10 protein-coding genes are annotated in these 16,610 nt (G+C 69.8%); 2 read left to right on the top strand and 8 right to left on the bottom strand.

All coding sequences use genetic code 11. From position 1 onward, the window contains the following. Positions 1–75: 75 nt before the first annotated feature. The 4 genes from ACFWP7_RS01370 to ACFWP7_RS01355 all read right to left on the bottom strand — a co-directional run bounded on the left by ACFWP7_RS01370 (position 76) and on the right by ACFWP7_RS01355 (position 6,786). A complete protein-coding gene (locus ACFWP7_RS01370) occupies positions 76–4,107 on the bottom strand; it encodes an Rne/Rng family ribonuclease (protein ID WP_384374077.1) in 4,032 nt (1,343 codons plus the stop codon). A gap of 245 nt (positions 4,108–4,352) precedes the next feature. Next, positions 4,353–5,195, bottom strand: a complete 843-nt coding sequence (locus ACFWP7_RS01365; RefSeq protein WP_384374074.1) for a TIGR03936 family radical SAM-associated protein — start codon at positions 5,193–5,195, stop codon at positions 4,353–4,355. 48 nt (positions 5,196–5,243) lie between these two features. Beyond that, positions 5,244–6,467, bottom strand: a complete 1,224-nt coding sequence (locus tag ACFWP7_RS01360; RefSeq protein ID WP_384374071.1) for a hypothetical protein — start codon at positions 6,465–6,467, stop codon at positions 5,244–5,246. Positions 6,468–6,624: 157 nt separating this feature from the next. Continuing rightward, on the bottom strand, positions 6,625–6,786 hold the full coding sequence (locus ACFWP7_RS01355; RefSeq protein ID WP_384374068.1) for a hypothetical protein: 162 nt from the start codon (positions 6,784–6,786) through the stop codon (positions 6,625–6,627). A 152-nt stretch (positions 6,787–6,938) separates the two neighbouring features. Between ACFWP7_RS01355 and ACFWP7_RS01350 the strand changes: the two genes are divergently transcribed. Both ACFWP7_RS01350 and ACFWP7_RS01345 read left to right on the top strand, forming a co-directional pair. Continuing rightward, positions 6,939–7,427 carry a MarR family winged helix-turn-helix transcriptional regulator gene (locus ACFWP7_RS01350; RefSeq protein WP_384374066.1) on the top strand — a complete coding sequence of 163 codons (489 nt, stop codon included), beginning with the start codon at positions 6,939–6,941 and terminating at the stop codon, positions 7,425–7,427. Between the two features lie 582 nt (positions 7,428–8,009). After that, positions 8,010–8,456 (top strand): DUF6069 family protein, encoded by a 447-nt coding sequence (locus ACFWP7_RS01345; RefSeq protein WP_384374063.1) that lies wholly within the window; start codon positions 8,010–8,012, stop codon positions 8,454–8,456. Between the two features lie 762 nt (positions 8,457–9,218). Here the strand turns inward: ACFWP7_RS01345 and ACFWP7_RS01340 are convergent. The 4 genes from ACFWP7_RS01340 to mrdA form a co-directional block, all read right to left on the bottom strand. Then, positions 9,219–11,171 (bottom strand): TIGR03960 family B12-binding radical SAM protein, encoded by a 1,953-nt coding sequence (locus ACFWP7_RS01340; RefSeq protein ID WP_384374060.1) that lies wholly within the window; start codon positions 11,169–11,171, stop codon positions 9,219–9,221. A 148-nt stretch (positions 11,172–11,319) separates the two neighbouring features. After that, positions 11,320–12,849, bottom strand: coding sequence for a CHAD domain-containing protein (locus tag ACFWP7_RS01335; RefSeq protein WP_384374057.1), 1,530 nt, complete (start codon positions 12,847–12,849; stop codon positions 11,320–11,322). Between the two features lie 264 nt (positions 12,850–13,113). Further along, positions 13,114–14,313, bottom strand: coding sequence for a rod shape-determining protein RodA (gene rodA / locus ACFWP7_RS01330; protein WP_384374054.1), 1,200 nt, complete (start codon positions 14,311–14,313; stop codon positions 13,114–13,116). Next, positions 14,310–16,586: a penicillin-binding protein 2 gene (gene mrdA, locus ACFWP7_RS01325; protein WP_384374051.1), complete on the bottom strand. Its 2,277-nt coding sequence runs from the start codon at positions 16,584–16,586 to the stop codon at positions 14,310–14,312. Before mrdA ends, rodA begins: the two co-directional genes overlap by 4 nt. Positions 16,587–16,610: the final 24 nt, after the last annotated feature.

The following is a 16,610-nucleotide window of genomic DNA, read 5'->3' as shown; positions in this document are numbered from 1 at the left end:
GGCACCGGGCGGGCCACCGCCGTTCTTCCGCCGTGTCGCACGGCGCCCTCGGTCTCGCGCTCGCGAGGGGGTCGCTCAGTCCTCCGTGAGCGCCGACACCGTCGGCTGCTCCTGCTGCTCGGCCGCCGCTGTCTTCTTCGACGCCGCCTTCTTGGTGGTCGTCTTCTTCGCGGTGGTCTTCTTCGCAACCGTCTTCTTGGCCGCCGCCTTCTTGGTGACGGCCTTCTTCGCCGTCACCTTCTTGGCGGTCTTGCGGGCGGCCGCGTTACTGGCCGGAGCGTCCGCGTCGGCATCGTCCGTCTCGGTCACCGTCTCCACCGAGACCGACGGGACGACCACGACGGCCGCCTCCTCGGACGCGGTGGGCGCGGTGGCCTTGCGGACGGCGCGACGACGCGGGCGGGCCGGGGCGCCGCTCTCGACGGGCGCCTCGGCGGCCTGCTCGGCGACGGGCTTCGGCTCCTCCGCGGCGGGCGCCGCGACCGGCTCCGTGACCGTCACCACGGTCTCCTCCGCCACCTTCGGCGAACCGGCCGGAGCCGACACCTTCCGGGTCGCACGACGCCGCGTACGGCCCTTGGGAGCGGCCTCGTCCTCCTGTACGGCGGCGACGGGGGCCTCAGTGGCCTCGGTCACCTGCACGGCCGGAGCCTCGGCAACGGGAGCCTCGACGACCGGAGCAGCCTGCGCGGCCGGCGCCTCGACGACCGGGTCCTCGACCGCGACCGGCTCGGCCTCGGCGGCATCGCGGGACTTGGCCGCCCGCTCCTCACGCCGACTCCGGGGAGCCCGCTCCTCGCCCCTGGGCGCACCCGCGGGGGCCGATGCGCGCCGGGTCGCCCGGCGACGCGGACGCCCACGGGAAGCCGCGGCCTCCGCCTCGGCGGCACTGCTGTACAGGTCCTCGTCGGGTACGAATTCCGGCTGGGCGAAGGGCACGGGCGCGGCGACCTCGGCGGCGAGCTCGGCCTCGCTCTCGATCTCGTCCAGGGCCTCGGCCTCGGCGGTCTCCGTGGGCAGGATCTCGTGGTCATGCTCGTGGTCGTGGTCGTGCGTGTGCTCCTGCTCGGAACCGCCCCGGCCGCGCTTCTTGCGCTTGCCGCCGCCTCCGACGGAGGTGGGCTGCTCCATGTGCACGATGACACCGCGGCCGTTGCAGTGGACGCAGGTCTCGGAGAAGGACTCCAGCAGACCCTGTCCGACGCGCTTGCGCGTCATCTGGACGAGGCCCAGCGAGGTCACCTCCGCCACCTGGTGCTTCGTACGGTCGCGTCCCAGGCATTCGAGGAGGCGCCGCAGCACCAGATCCCTGTTGGACTCCAGGACCATGTCGATGAAGTCGATGACGACGATGCCGCCCAGGTCGCGCAGCCGGAGCTGGCGCACGATCTCCTCGGCCGCTTCCAGGTTGTTCCTGGTCACGGTCTCTTCGAGGTTGCCGCCCTGGCCGGTGAACTTGCCGGTGTTGACGTCGACGACGACCATCGCCTCGGTCTTGTCGATCACCAGCGAACCGCCGCTGGGCAGCCAGACCTTGCGGTCCAGCGCCTTCATCAGCTGCTCGTCGATCCGGTACGTCGCGAAGACGTCGACCTCGGAGGTCCACTTCGACAGACGGTCGGTCAGGTCGGGCGCGACATGGGCGACGTATCCGTGGATGGTCTCCCAGGCCTCCTCGCCGCTGACGATGACCTTGGTGAAGTCCTCGTTGAAGATGTCGCGGACGACACGGACGGTCATGTCCGGCTCGCCGTAGAGCAGAGTCGGCGCGTTCGAGGCGCCGCCGCTCTTCGACTTCTTCTGGATGTCCTCCCACTGCCCCTGCAGCCGCTCGACGTCACGGCGCAGTTCGTCCTCGCTCGCGCCCTCGGCGGCGGTGCGCACGATGACGCCCGCGTCCTCGGGGACGATCTTCTTGAGGATGGTCTTCAGACGGGCGCGCTCGGTGTCCGGCAGCTTGCGGCTGATGCCGGTCATCGAGCCCTCGGGCACGTAGACCAGGTAGCGGCCGGGGAGGGACACCTGGCTGGTGAGGCGGGCGCCCTTGTGGCCGATCGGGTCCTTCGTGACCTGCACGAGCACCGACTGACCGGACTTCAGCGCGCTCTCGATACGGCGCGGCCCGTTGGACATGCCGAGCGCCTCGAAGTTGACCTCACCGGCGTACAGCACGGCGTTGCGGCCCTTGCCGATGTCGATGAAGGCGGCCTCCATCGACGGCAGGACGTTCTGCACCTTGCCGAGGTAGACGTTGCCGACGTACGAGGTCGACTGCTCCTTGTTGACGTAGTGCTCGACGAGCACGTTGTCCTCAAGGACGCCGATCTGGGTGCGCTCGCCGCTCTGGCGGACGACCATCACCCGCTCGACGGCCTCACGGCGGGCCAGGAACTCGGCCTCGGTGATGATCGGAACGCGCCGGCGGCCCTGCTCGCGCCCCTCGCGGCGACGCTGCTTCTTGGCTTCGAGGCGGGTCGAGCCCTTGATGGACTGCACCTCGTCGGACGGGTGCTCGTCCCGCTTGCTGGGGCGGGGCTCCCGGACCTTGACGACAGTGCGCTCGGGGTCGTTCCCGGTGGGCTCGGCATCGGTGCCCGAGTCCCCGGCGCGACGGCGACGACGCCGACGGCGCCGGCTGCTGCTGGAGCCGGAACCGCCCGGCTCATCCCGCTCGTCGCCCTCTTCGGCGTCGTCCTCGATCTGCTCGGCGGTGTCCTCGGCGTCCTGCGCGACCTGCTCGGCGGCGTAGTCGTCGTCGCCGGACTCGCCGTCCGACTCGGCGGACTCGCCACGACGGCGGCGACGGCCTCCGCGGCGGCGACGGCGGCGGGAGCCCGCGGACTCCTCGTCACCCTCATCACCGTCGGCTGCGTCCTCGGCGGACTCGCCGTCCTCGGGCTCCTCCACCTCGTCGGTGGTGGGCTCCGGGGCCGCGGGCTCCTCCTCGACGGCACGGCGGCGACGGCGTCGACGCGACCCCGTCTCCTCCTCGACGGCCTCGACGGCCTCGGGGGCTACGACGGCCTCGCGAACCTGCGGAGCGGCGGCGGCCCTGCGAGCCTGCCGGGCCACGGGGGCCTCGACGAGCTCCGGAACCTCCTCGACCTCTTCCACCGCCTCGGCGGCAGCCGCGGCGGCGGCCCGCTCCGGCGTCTGGAACATCGGCTCGGTGAACACGGGCGCCTGGAACACGGCGACGGCCGGACGCGCGGGGTTGCGCGCCGACTCGGCCTCCTTCGGCGCGGGCGCGGAGAAACCGACGGCGGCCTTGCGGGTGGCGCGACGGCGGCCCCGACGCGGGGCCTCGTCCTCGGCCTGCGCGACCTCCGTCTGCACGGACTCGGCCTGCGCGGGCTCCTCGGGCTGGGTCTCGCTGGTCACGGGCGCCTCCACACGCTCGTCGCCGGTGTCGCCCTCGGGCACACCGGCGGGTGCGGAGACGCGCCGGGTGGCGCGACGTCGGCTGGTACGGCGAGGGGTGACTTCCTCGGCGGTGGGAGCGGTGTCCGTGTCCTCGGGCTCGACGACGGCGATCACCGGCTCTTCGACGGTCACCGGCTCTTCGACGGTCTCGGCCGCCTGCGCGGTCTCGGCCGCCCTGGGCGTGCCGGTGGGCGCGGAGGCACGGCGGGTCGCACGACGACGCGGACGACCGCCGGAAGCAGCCTCCTCAAGTTCCACCACGGCAGTGGGGGTCTCGGCGGGCGCGGCCTCGGCCGTCACCGCCGGTACCACGGTCTCGGCCACCTCGGCAGCCTCAGCCGTCTCCGCGGCACCGGCGGGCGCGGACACCCGACGGGTGGCACGACGACGAGCACGACGCGGCGCGGCGTCATCGACGGCGGTTTCAGCAACCGCCACCGCCTCATCGGCCTCATCGGTCTCTTCAACCGCTTCAACCACTGCTGTCTCGTCCGCCTCCTCCGCGAGGTCGGCGGACGCCACGGCCGGTATGGCCGGCGCGGTGGTCTCGGCCGCGGCTTCGGCGGCGCCCGTGGGCGGGCCGGCGGGGCGCGACGCTGCGCGGCGGCGGCGCCGCGGCGGCAGGGTGTCGCTGGGGGTGTCGTTGTTGTTGGAACCCTCGATGGGTTCGGTCGGTTCGAGCATGCGGGTGGATCTCCCGTCAGGCTCCCGGGCGCCGCACCTGGTCCGGCGGTGCCGGTGACGTCCGCGGCTCGCGCGATGCGCGGTGCCGCCGTCCGGGGCGCGGGCGCCGCACGGGAGCTCTCTGTGTCCTGTCTCGCCGGTTCCGTACGCCATTGGTGCGTACGGCCTGGCGAAAGTCTTGTGGTCGGTGCGCTGCCCGACCCAGGTGGCTCCCGAGTACGAGGGCGGCGCTACGACATCTGTCCTTACGCGGTACCTACCGGCACCGGCGCCAACGCGGCGGCAGCTGTGGCGACCCCGGTGCGATCGGCTGGGGCTGCCGTGACTGCCTCGCGGTCGGGCGCGAGCGGGTCGGTCACCGTGCCGGTCTCTTCATCGAACAGCCCCTGCGCCAGCCTGGTCACCGAAGCGGCGACCGGCGGCGCCAGGTCGGCCACGGCGCGAAGACCGGACAGGACGTCGTCGGGTCGAACGGCAGGCGTCACGTGCCGAACAACCAGCCGCAGTATCGCACAGGCCTGGTCGCTCGACCTATCAGCGTGTGGACTGTTCGTCCCACTGTTCATCTCAATGCTTGCTTCACTGCTTGCTTCACTGCTCGTTGTTTCGAGGCTTGCCACGGCGGAGCGGGCGTCGAACGTCCTGATGCCGTTCTTGGCCTTGCGCTGCACCTCGACGACATCCGCCGCCTTGAAGGCCTCGACCGCACGCTCCGCGTCCGCAGGGTCCACGCCGTCGAGGCGCAGCTCCCAGACAGAAGCGGTGAGCCGGTCGGCGAGCCCGGACGTCCGGGCCTCTACCGCCTCGATGATGTCGAGCCCGACAGGCATCGACTCGTCGAGGAGATCACGCAGCTTGTCCGGGTCACGCGCCTCGGTGAGCGCGATCTCCAGGTACTCCGCCTCACTGCCCGTGCCGGTGGGTGCGGCATTGGCGTACGACACCTTCGGATGCGGCGTGAACCCCGCCGAGTACGCCATCGGAACCTCGGCACGGCGCAACGCACGCTCGAAGGCGCGCTGGAAGTCACGGTGGCTGGTGAACCGGAGGCGGCCGCGCTTGGTGTAGCGCAGTCGGATGCGCTGCACCGCGGGTGCGGGCGGCGGGCCTTCGGGCTGTCGCTTGCCCAGTGTCGTTCAGTCCTTCGTGAGAGCGGTCTTACTTCTACCTAGAGTACGTGTCTCGTCGGCTCCCGGTTCCCGTCCGGAGCCGACGAGGGCGGCGGGCGCGGGCTCTCGCGGCACCGGCTCGGGCTCTCCCGGCGTCCCGAAGAGCATCCGCCGGAAGTCGGCGCGGGCCTGCCGGGCGGACTCCCGGGCGGCTGCGAGGGCCTGCCGCGTCACCCGACCCACGCTGCGCGCGGCCTCCGCGGCCGGCCGCAGGACCGTGTCGCGGACGGCATGCCCGACGGGCGTCAGGACGGCCTGGTACACCCATCGCACCGGCTCCACGAAGATCCACCGGAAGAGTCGCCCGAGGAACCTCCCGACGGCGAGCGAGATGTACCCGGCGACGCGCCAGGCGTGCCCGAGTGCCGTACCGACCTCCCGCCCGATGACGGCCAGCACGCGCCCGACCGGCACGAGCACCCACCGCCACACGGCGAGCGCGGGAAGCACCAGCAGCACACGCAGGGTCCAGTAACACGCGAGCCCGATCCCGGTGAAGATCATCCGGACGAGCCACCCGAGCCCCCGCACGGTCCAGGCGATCCCCCTCCCGACGGGCGCGAGAACCCACTCGTACAGCCACACCCCCGGTACGACGAACAGATGGCGGACCAGCCACGCGACGGTGGTGTACAGCCCGGTCCCAACAGCCGCGAGTACCATCCCCACGCCCCTGCCCAGCCAGGCGACCGCATGCCCGACGGGCGTGAGCACCCACGCGTACACCCAGCCGATCCCGGCACCGATCCCCCGCAACACCCAACCGATCCCGGCCCCGATCCCCCGCAACACCCAACCGATCCCGGCCCCGATGCCCCGGGCAAGCCAGGCGACCGCATGCCCGATCGGCGTCAGCACGCTCCGGTAGATCCACACCAGCGGCGCCACGACCAGGACATACGCGAGCCACCCGGCCGCCTTCGCGACCGGCACGACGACATACCGCCACACCGTCACGCACGGCCAGACGAACAGTGCCCACGCCACCCACGCCAGCGCCCGCCCCACCGGCCGCAGCGCGTAGTCCCGCAGAAACCGGCCGCCGACGACCAGCGCGTCCCACACCATCCGCACCGGCAGGACCAGCACGAGCACCACGATCCGTACCGGGATACGGATCGCGACCGCGAGGCACCCCTCGGCCTGCGCCTGCGGTGCCGGCCGCTCAACGGGCGTTTTCTCCAGATCCATACCGACGTAGACGCCTCAAACCGCTGTCTGGATGCGCTCTGCTCGGACCCAGTAACGCAACTTTCCGCCCCGCACGTCCTCGAACTCCCCGTGGCGTCGCCGGCTGTGGCATCGCATCAGCCTGCCGGGACGAGAACCCTGCCACGGGAACTCACCCCTACCCCTTGGGGCCGGTGACCAGTACGCGCCCTCGCCCGCCGGCGTCGACGCGGTCGTGGGCCTTGGCGATGTCGTCGAGCGGGCAGCGGTCTCCGATGTCGACCTTGAGGGCGCCGACGGCCGCGAGCACGCTCGCGATGATCCACAGTGTGATGTTCACAGGGACTTCCCTACTCAAATGACTTGCATGTTCAATTCGAAGATAGGCCGGTTTGACTTGACGCCTAAAGTCAAAACAGGGCTGGCTCAGCTTGCGGCCGCTGGACCTCGCCTGCTTGCCTATGACTTGATCCGTCAAGTTATGGTGGGCGGATGAGCACAGATGAGCCCCGCTGGCTGAACGACGAGGAACGCGAGACCTGGCTGGCGTTGGCCAGCCTGATGAGCCGGTTTCCGGCCGCGCTGGGCACCCAGCTTCAGCGGGATGCGGGCATCAGCCACTTCGAGTACCAGGCGCTTGCCGTGCTGTCCGAGAAGCCGGACCGCACCACGCGGATGAGCGAGCTGGCCATGCTCGCGGACGGGTCGCTCTCCCGGCTCTCCCACGTGATCAAGCGGCTGGAAAAGCGGGAATGGGTCTACCGCACACCGGACCCGGCCGACGGACGCTACACCCTGGCCGTCCTCACCGACGCCGGCTGGGACAAGGTCGTGGCGACCGCCCCCAGTCATGTCACCGAGGTGCGCCGCCTGGTCTTCGACCCACTGACCAAGGCACAGCAGAAGCAGCTCCGGGAGATCGGCCACCGCCTCAACGACGCGATCGGCCACAACGACGCCTGCCCCACCCAGCAGGGCTGACCTCACCGGGACACCTCTGACGACTCAGGGCGACTCGGGCGTCACTCCGGCGGACGGCGGAGCGAGCTCCTTCAGCTGCTTGCGCTACGCGCTGCGAGGTCGCCGTACCCCTCCCCCAGGAACACAGGCTCACGCCGGACTCGACGCCGACCCCCGCACACGCCCGGGACGACGACACGCAGGCGGAAGCGGCCGCGAGCAGGACGGGGACCACGGAGCAGGCAGGTGCACCACAGACGCTACCGGCGCTACCGGCGCTACCGGGCCGAGGGCATCGAAGCTGACATCTGATCCCGGCGAGTGACCGGCAACCACATCCGGTGACCGGGCGGCCCACACCCGCCGGTCGCCGCCCGCAGGTTCGTCGAAATTCCTGCACGCGCCGAGAAACCCAGGCGGCGGCAGAAGGGGCTGAGCCGCAAGGCGGGGGGCGAACAATCCGGCGCACGGAAAGCTCGTCAGTAGATCGAGGCCTCACGCATGGACGCAGACCAGTTGAGTTGACGCTTCAAGTGATCTCCTCGTATGCTCGCTTGACGGTTCAAGTCAGCTCCGTGCTGACGCCTACCCCTGGAGCACCCTGTGCCCGACCTGACCACAACCGCCCCCGCCGTACGGCGGCCCGGACGCCTCGTCATCATCGGCGGCGTGCTCGCCGCCATCGTCGCGTCCTCGATCATCGAAGCAGCCGTCGCCGCCATCGCTCGCGGCGCCGGCGCCTCCGACGACTTCATGCCCCTCCACGCATCCGCGTTCGTCTTCTTCACCGTGCTGGGCCTGTCCTTCGGCGCCATCGGCTGGATCATCGTCCGGCGCAGGTCCGGGGACCCGGAGTCACTGCTGCGCAAGCTCGTCCCCGCCGTGCTCGCGATCTCCTTCATCCCCGACCTCGCCCTGCTGGTCAGCGACTACTCGCCGCACGCCAATGCCGTGGGCGTGGTGGCGCTGCTCGTCATGCACGTCGTGGTGGCAGCAGTCGGGGTGTTCGCTTTCCACAAGGTCCTGCCCCCGGGAACCTCCGAGAAGTAGCCTGCGCCGAACCGGCTGCCGACACCTGCACCGACGTGCCGCCGACGCAGCCCGCCTTCAACGAGTCGTAAATCAGCAGGAGTTCATCGGGACCGGCGCCTACCTGTTGAACGTGTACCCCGCCGGTCGGCGCCTGCCCCGGCTCGGCATCCCCACCAGGGGGTGCCATCCCAGCCCCACCACCCGTGGACCAACCCGCCGGACGCCGCCCGGCACCCGACGCGACCTGTGCCACCGAATCGGATGCATTGCCACCACGCCGGCTCTCGGGCCTGCCCCAGGCCGACGCCCCCGGCATCCGTGACGAACTCGTGGACACTCGCTGACGCCATGGAGGAAACGGCCGCCCGGGAACTGCTGAGGAGTTACTGACGGTCAGCGTACGAGCTACTGGGCTACGGATGAGGGACTGGCCCCAGTGCGACGAGGCGCTCACCGCGGTGAACAAGGAGGATCCGGCTCCCCTATCCGACGCGGACATCATGCGGCCTTCCGTACCTGGTGACTCCCCCGCAGTCCCTCTACCCGGTGGCCGACGCCATCTGCGTCAACATCGACAGAGGCTCGCCTGTCAGCAGATCATCGATCCGCCTCGGAGTGGATGTCCCAGCGCCTCCGAGCCCCGGCGGAGCGGTACCCGGCGCAGCTTGCGGCGCCGGGTACCGACAGCTCGACGCACCCACAGCAGTCGGCACACCGGCCACGTCATCCGCGTCCGCCCGCGCCAGTGCATCAGCCATACGCACCGGCTCCCCATTCACCTCAGTGACTGTGCCCGCCGACCGCCGCAGGCTTGCTGACCGTCAAGGGCAACAACTTCCTGCCCGTCGGCCCGATCTGAATTGTCGTGTCCATGGCGGGACACACCCCACAATCAAAGCAAGGCGTCCACCGGCAGTCCTCGACCTCCGTCTCGTCGAGGGAGTCCTGCCAGTCCTCCCAGAGCCAGTCCTTGTCGAGGCCGGAGTCGAGGTGGTCCCAGGGGAGGACCTCCTCGTAGGTGCGCTCGCGGGTGGTGTACCAGGCGACGTCCACGCCGAAGGCGGGGAGGGTCTTCTCGGCGCAGGCCATCCAGCGGTCGTAGGAGAAGTGTTCGCGCCAGCCGTCGAAGCGGCCGCCGTCCTCGTAGACCGCGCGGATCACGGCGCCGATACGGCGGTCACCGCGGGAGAGCAGGCCCTCGACGGTGCCGGGCTTGCCGTCGTGGTAGCGGAAGCCGATGGAGCGGCCGTACTTCTTGTCGCCGCGGATCTTGTCGCGGAGCTTGGTGAGGCGGGCGTCCGTCTCCTCGGCGGAGAGCTGCGGGGCCCACTGGAACGGGGTGTGGGGCTTCGGCACGAAGCCGCCGATGGACACCGTGCAGCGGATGTCGTTCTGGCCGGAGACCTTACGGCCCTCGGCGATGACCTTCATCGCCATGTCGGCGATCTGCAGGACGTCCTCGTCCGTCTCCGTCGGCAGTCCGCACATGAAGTACAACTTCACCTGGCGCCAGCCGTTGCCGTAGGCGGTCGACACCGTCCGGATCAGGTCCTCTTCCGAGACCATCTTGTTGATGACCTTGCGCAGGCGCTCCGAGCCGCCCTCCGGCGCGAAGGTGAGACCCGACCTCCGTCCGTTGCGCGTCAGTTCGTTCGCCAGGTCCACGTTGAAGGCGTCCACGCGGGTGGAGGGGAGCGAGAGGCCGATCTTGTCCTCCTCGTACCGGTCCGCCAGGCCCTTCGCGATGTCGGCGATCTCCGAGTGGTCCGCGGAGGAGAGGGAGAGGAGTCCCACCTCCTCGAAGCCGGTCGCCTTCAGGCCCTTCTCCACCATGTCGCCGATGCCCGTGATCGAACGCTCGCGCACCGGGCGGGTGATCATGCCCGCCTGGCAGAACCGGCAGCCGCGCGTGCAGCCGCGGAAGATCTCCACCGACATCCGCTCGTGCACCGTCTCCGCGAGCGGGACGAGCGGCTGCTTGGGGTACGGCCACTCGTCCAGGTCCATGACCGTGTGCTTGCTGACCCGCCACGGGACGCCCGACTTGTTCGGTACGACGCGCGCGATACGGCCGTCGGCGAGGTACTCCACGTCGTAGAACGCCGGGATGTACACCGACCCCGTCTTCGCGAGGCGGAACAGCACCTCCTCGCGGCCGCCCGGCCTGCCCTCCGCCTTCCAGGCGCGGATGATGTCCGTCATGTCGAGCACGGCCTGCTCGCCGTCGCCGATGATCACCGCGTCGATGAAGTCGGCGATCGGCTCGGGGTTGAAGGCCGCGTGGCCGCCGGCGAGGACGATCGGGTCGTCGAGCGTGCGGTCCTTGGACTCCAGCGGGATCCCCGCCAGGTCCAGCGCCGTCAGCATGTTCGTGTAGCCCAGCTCCGTGGAGAAGGACAGACCGAAAACGTCGAAGGCCTTCACCGGCCGGTGGCTGTCCACCGTGAACTGCGGGACCTTGTGCTCCCGCATCAGCTCCTCGAGGTCCGGCCACACGCTGTAGGTGCGCTCGGCGAGCACGCCCTCGCGCTCGTTCAGTACCTCGTAGAGGATCATGACGCCCTGGTTGGGCAGCCCCACCTCGTACGCGTCCGGGTACATGAGCGCCCAGCGGACGTCACAGGTGTCCCAGGGCTTCACCGTGGAGTTGAGCTCTCCGCCGACGTACTGGATCGGCTTCTGCACATGCGGGAGCAGAGCTTCGAGCTGCGGGAAGACCGATTCGGCTGGCATCTGGCGAACCTTCGTGAGCTGAGGGGGCTGACAGGGCGAGCTGGCAAGGCAGGCGGTTCAGGTATGGCAGGAGCGGTCATCCAGCCTAACGCGGCCCGAGGTACACCCCGCACCGCCGATCCACCGACCGACCGGGCACAGGTGGTGATCAGACCGCGGCCCGTTCCCCGATCGTCTCCCAGGCCTCCGGCAGCGCCGCCTCGGCCTCCGCCGCCCGCTGCTCCTCCCTCCCGTACAGCACCCCGTACGTGAAGGCGCTCTCCCCCGCCGCGTACGCCTCGGCCGCGAGTTCGAGCACCGCCTCGCGGGCCATCACACTGTCCTGGTGATCGCCGAGCAGGCCCTGCAGGGACTTCATCGACTTGACCAGGTCGGCGGCCGGTGTGCCCAGGGCGGGGGTGGCGGCCTCGGCCGCGTACCGGGTGCGCTTGGCCTTCTTGCGGGCCTCGTGCATCGCGAAGTCGCGGTCGGCGCCGGAAGGGCGGTCGAGAGCCTCCGCAATCAGGTCGGAGACCTTCTTGAAGTCCTTGCGTACGGCCTTCGCGATCACCGTTGACGGGGCGTCTGCCGCCGCCTTGAGCAGCGGCGGATCCGCGACGATTGCGTCGAGTGAGGTCAGCAGGTCGAGGTAGCGCCCGCCGTCGAGTACGTCGATCAGTCGCTGCCGGGAGCCGCCGCGACGGGCCTGTGACCAGCTGCTCAGCCGGGTGGGGACGGGCCCGGAGAGCAGGTTGCGCGGCAGCTTGTGCAGGGCCTGCGTCAGCCGCCCGGTGAGCACCTCCTGGTCGCGGTCGACGCCCAACTCGCCTGCCAGCCACTTCAGTTCGTCGCCGATCGGATCGGTGACTGCACGGTCGAGGATCGTGCCGTACGAGCGGAACGCGCTGCGCATCCGGCGGGTGGCGACGCGCATGCTGTGCACCGAGTCGTGGTGGTCGCGCCGGACGGCGGGGTCCAGCTCGATGATCGCGTCGCGCTGGGCGCGGACGTAGGTGAGGACGTGGTCGCCCGCGCTGACGGGCTCCTTCTCCGCGGCGGGCGCCTTGGCCTTCTTGCCCTTCGTCCTCGGCGCCGTCTCCCCCAGCGCCTTCGCCAGCTTGGACGCCGACGAGGAACGGGCCAGACCCGCCTTGCGGAGCTTCTTCTCGACCTTGTCGAGGAAGGCGGGGTCGCCGTCGTCCGCGAGCTCGACCTCGATCTCGGTCCACTCGGCGGTGCTGCCCTCGCCGCCGCTGAGCCGCTCGGCGCGCACCCGGTCGAGGCTGACCTCTGCGAGCAGGGCGCCGGAGTCGTCGACGAGGTGGCGGATGACGCGGGCCGACACCAGGCGTACGAGGGGGACGAGTTCGGCTTCGCGCACCCGCGAGCGTACGAGGCCGGTCAGCTCGGGGGGCAGGTCGTCGGAGAGCGGAGCCTGGATCTCGTCACGTACCCCTTCGGAGACGGGGAGTTTGAGGTGCCAGCCCGCGTCGTCGCCACCGGTGCGGCGGCGCAGCGTGAGGGAGGCGGCGGCGAGCCGCTGGTCGGCCGTGTCGTAGTAGGTGGCGTCGAGTTCGGCGACGCCCTTGTCGATGACGCCCGAGACCCCGGAGACGCCGGTAAGGTCCGGCAGTTTCGCGTGGTCACCGGTTACGGAACCTTCATACTTCCGTTCGACCTCGCGCTTGCTCTCCGCCATCGGACCTTCTTTCGAGTGAACCGTCGGCCCCAACCGCAGCAACGACTGCTGGTGTCTTCTAGGTTAATCATCTGCCAACGGCAGCGGTCAGGGCTTGACCGTCATAAGGCTCGAATGAGTCGAGTGAGAAGCCGCCCCGCTTGCGGGGAGGCGGAGTCACGAACTGAATCTAGACGCGACGCGATTCCGTTCCCTGGGCAGTCCCCTGCCGGAACCAGGCCTGCGCCGGGTTCCGGCAGGGGACTGCCTGCTTGGACGGCGTCTCTACGCCGACATCGGCCGCTGCACCCTGATCGACTGCAACAGCCCGACGGCCACCCATACGGCGAACATCGACGAGCCGCCGTACGACACAAAGGGCAGTGGCAAGCCCGCGACCGGCATGATGCCGAGGGTCATGCCGATGTTCTCGAAGGACTGGAAGGCGAACCAGGCGATGATGCCGGCGGCGACGATCGTGCCGTACAGCTCGGTCGTCTCGCGGGCGATACGGCAGGCGCGCCACAGGATGACGCCGAGGAGCACCAGGATCAACCCGGCGCCGACGAAGCCCAGTTCCTCGCCCGCGACGGTGAAGACGAAGTCCGTCTGCTGTTCGGGGACGAACTGGCCGGTGGTCTGCGAGCCCTTGCCGAGGCCGGTGCCGAAGAGGCCGCCGGAACCGATGGCGATACGCGCCTGGTTGGTGTTGTAGCCGACGCCGGCCGGGTCGAGCTCGGGGTTGGCGAAGGCGGCGAAGCGGTTGATCTGGTACTCGTCGAGGATCTTGAGCTGCCAGACCGCGATCGCGCCGAGCGCGCCGGCCCCGAGCAGGCCGAACACCCAGCGGTTGGAGGCGCCGGAGGCGAGGAGTACGCCCAGCACGATGATGACCATGACCATGACCGAACCGAGGTCGGGCATCAGCATGACGACGAGCATCGGCACAGTGGCCAGGCCGAGCGCCTGGAGGACCGTGCGGTGGTCGGGGTAGAGCTTGTCGCCCGCGTCGACGCGGGCCGCCAGGAGCATCGCCATGCCCAGGATGATCGTGATCTTCACGAACTCGGAGGGCTGGAGCGAGAAGCCGCCGCCGAGCACGATCCACGCGTGGGCGCCGTTGACCGTGGCGCCCAGCGGGGTCAGCACCGCGAGGATCAGGGCGACCGAGAGGCCGTACAGGATCGGGACGGCCGTGCGCAGGGTGCGGTGGCCCAGCCAGACCGTGCCGACCATCAGGCCGAAGCCGATGCCGGTGTTCATGAGATGGCGGATCAGGAAGTAGTACGGGTCGCCCTGGTTGATCTCGGTGCGGTTGCGGGTGGCCGAGTAGACGAGGGCCGAGCCGATGACCGACAGCGCGAGGGCCGAAAACAGTATCGGCCAGTCGAGCCGGCGGGCCAGCGAGTCGCGGGCGAACAGCCTCGAGAGGCTGCCGCGTTCGGGTCCGTACCCGGAGACGGAGAAGTTGTTCGCGCCGGTCATGTGAGCAGTCTCCGATTCCCGGTCGTCCTGCGTCTGCCGCACCCGCGGCCTCGGGCTCTGCGCCGTCGGGTGTCACGGTTCTCCGCCGACGGCGACGAGGTCGTCGCCCCCGGCAGCTGTCCGTCCGTCCCCGTGAACGCCGCGGGCTCGGTGGCCTGGTCCTTCTTCGGGGCGTACTTCTCGATCTTCGGAGCGTCGATCGAACCGTCGGACTGGATCTTCGGGAGGCTCTTCTGCGGGGTGGGCAGCAGCGCCTTCTTGTTGTCGATCTTGCCGTCCGGGGAGACGCCGTAGAGCGCGTTGTAGATGTTGCGCACGGCGGGGCCGGAGGCGCCGGAACCCGTACCACCCTGGGAGATGGTCATGATGACCGTGTAGTCCTTGGTGTACGTGGCGAACCATGAGGTCGTCTGCTTGCCGTAGACCTCGGCGGTACCCGTCTTGGCGTGCATCGGGATCTCGTCCTGCGGCCAGCCGCCGAAACGCCAGGCGGCCGTACCGGTGGTCGCGACTCCCGCGAGGGCTCCGTCTATCTCGTCGCGCGTCTTGGAGGTCATCGGCAGCTTGCCGTTCGCCTTGGGCTCGATCTCCTCGACGCTCTTGCCGTCCGCGCTGACGATGGCCTTGCCGACGCTGGGCTCGTACAGCGTGCCGCCGTTGGCGATTGCTCCGTAGATCGCCGCCATCTGTATCGGTGTGACGAGGGTGTCGCCCTGTCCGATGGAGTAGTTGACGGAGTCACCGGCGCGCATCTTGTTGCCTTCGAGGCAGTTCTCGTACGCGATCTGCTCGGCGTACGTGCCGCCCTTCTTGCCGTACTTGCACCAGGCGTCCTTGTTGGCCTCCCAGTAGCTTTCCTTCCACTGGCGGTCGGGGATGCGCCCGGTGACCTCGTTCGGGAGGTCGATGCCGGTCTCCGCGCCGAGGCCGAACTGGTGGGCCGTCTTGTAGAACCAGTCGTCGGGGTTCTTCTTCGGGTCGATGCCGCCGTCCTTCTTCCACTCCTCGTGCGAGAGGCGGTAGAAGACGGTGTCGCAGGAGACCTCCAGGGCCCGGCCGAGGCTGATCGGGCCGTATCCCTTGGACTCGAAGTTCTTGAAGACCTGTCCGCCGACGGAGTACGAGCTGGAGCACTCGTAGGGGCCGTCGAAGGAGTAGCCCGCGTTGATGGCGGCGGCCGTGGGTACGACCTTGAAGATCGAGCCGGGGGCCGACTGGCCCTGGATCGCGCGGTTCAGCAGCGGGTAGTTGGAGTTCTTGCCGGTGAGGGAGGCGTAGTCCTTGCCGGAGATGCCGCCGACCCAGGCGTTCGGGTCGTACGTCGGGTTGGACGCCATGGCGACGACCCGGCCGGTCTTGGCCTCCATCACCACGACGGCCCCGGAGTCCGCCTTGTAGTTCTCGCCGGTGTTCTTGTCGAACTGGGTACGGGCGACCTTCATCGCCTCGTTGAGCTCGTACTCGGCGACGCTCTGCACGCGGGCGTCGATGCTGGTGACGACGTTCGAGCCGGGCTGGGCGGCGTCGCTCTCGGCCTGGCCGATGACGCGGCCGAGGTTGTCGACCTCGTAGCGGGTGACGCCCGCCTTGCCGCGCAGTTCCTGGTCGTACTGGCGCTCCAGGCCCGAGCGGCCCACCTGGTCGGAGCGCAGATACGGCGAGTCGGTGGATTCGGCCTTGGTGATCTCGTCGTCGGTGACGGGCGAGAGATAGCCGAGCACCTGGGCGGTGTTGGCCCCGCCGGGGGCGGCGTAGCGGCGTACGGCCTCGGGCTCGGCGCTGATGCCGGGGAAGTCCTCGGAGCGCTCGCGGATCTGCAGGGCCTGCCTGGCGGTGGCCTCGTCGGTGATGGGGATCGGCTGGTAGGGCGAGCCGTTCCAGCACGGCTGCGGCGTCTTGGCGTCGCAGAGGCGGACCTTCTCCATGACGTCCTGGGGCTTCATGCCGAGGACGCCGGCGAGCTTGGTGAGAACGGCCTCGCCGTCGTCCTTCATCTTCAGCAGGTCGGTGCGCGAGGCGGAGACCACGAGGCGGGTCTCGTTGTCGGCGATCGGCACACCGCGGGCGTCGAGGATCGAGCCGCGTACGGCGGGACTGACGACCTGCTGGACGTGGTTGCCGGAGGCCTCCTTGGCGTACTCGTCGCCGTTGCGGATCTGGAGATACCAGAGGCGTCCGCCGAGGGTGCCGAGGAGGGAGAGTACGAGAATCTGGATGACGACGAGTCTGATCTGGACCCGTGGGGTCCGACCGGTCTCGGGGATGTTGGTCACTGCTGCTGCCTCCCCCTCTCAGTG

The organism is Streptomyces sp. NPDC058470, from assembly GCF_042721055.1.
Lineage (GTDB): Bacteria > Actinomycetota > Actinomycetes > Streptomycetales > Streptomycetaceae > Streptomyces.
Note: the sequence above shows the minus strand (reverse complement) of the source record. Positions and strands in the feature narration are given on the sequence as shown.

Excerpts from the sequence above, each read along its gene's own strand:
- ACFWP7_RS01370 (WP_384374077.1), bottom strand. The coding sequence starts at position 4,107 with ATGCTCGAACCGACCGAACCCATCGAGGGTTCCAACAACAACGACACC.
- ACFWP7_RS01360 (WP_384374071.1), bottom strand. The coding sequence starts at position 6,467 with ATGGATCTGGAGAAAACGCCCGTTGAGCGGCCGGCACCGCAGGCGCAG.
- ACFWP7_RS01340 (WP_384374060.1), bottom strand. The coding sequence starts at position 11,171 with ATGCCAGCCGAATCGGTCTTCCCGCAGCTCGAAGCTCTGCTCCCGCAT.
- ACFWP7_RS01350 (WP_384374066.1), top strand. The coding sequence starts at position 6,939 with ATGAGCACAGATGAGCCCCGCTGGCTGAACGACGAGGAACGCGAGACC.
- ACFWP7_RS01335 (WP_384374057.1), bottom strand. The coding sequence starts at position 12,849 with ATGGCGGAGAGCAAGCGCGAGGTCGAACGGAAGTATGAAGGTTCCGTA.
- rodA (WP_384374054.1), bottom strand. The coding sequence starts at position 14,313 with ATGACCGGCGCGAACAACTTCTCCGTCTCCGGGTACGGACCCGAACGC.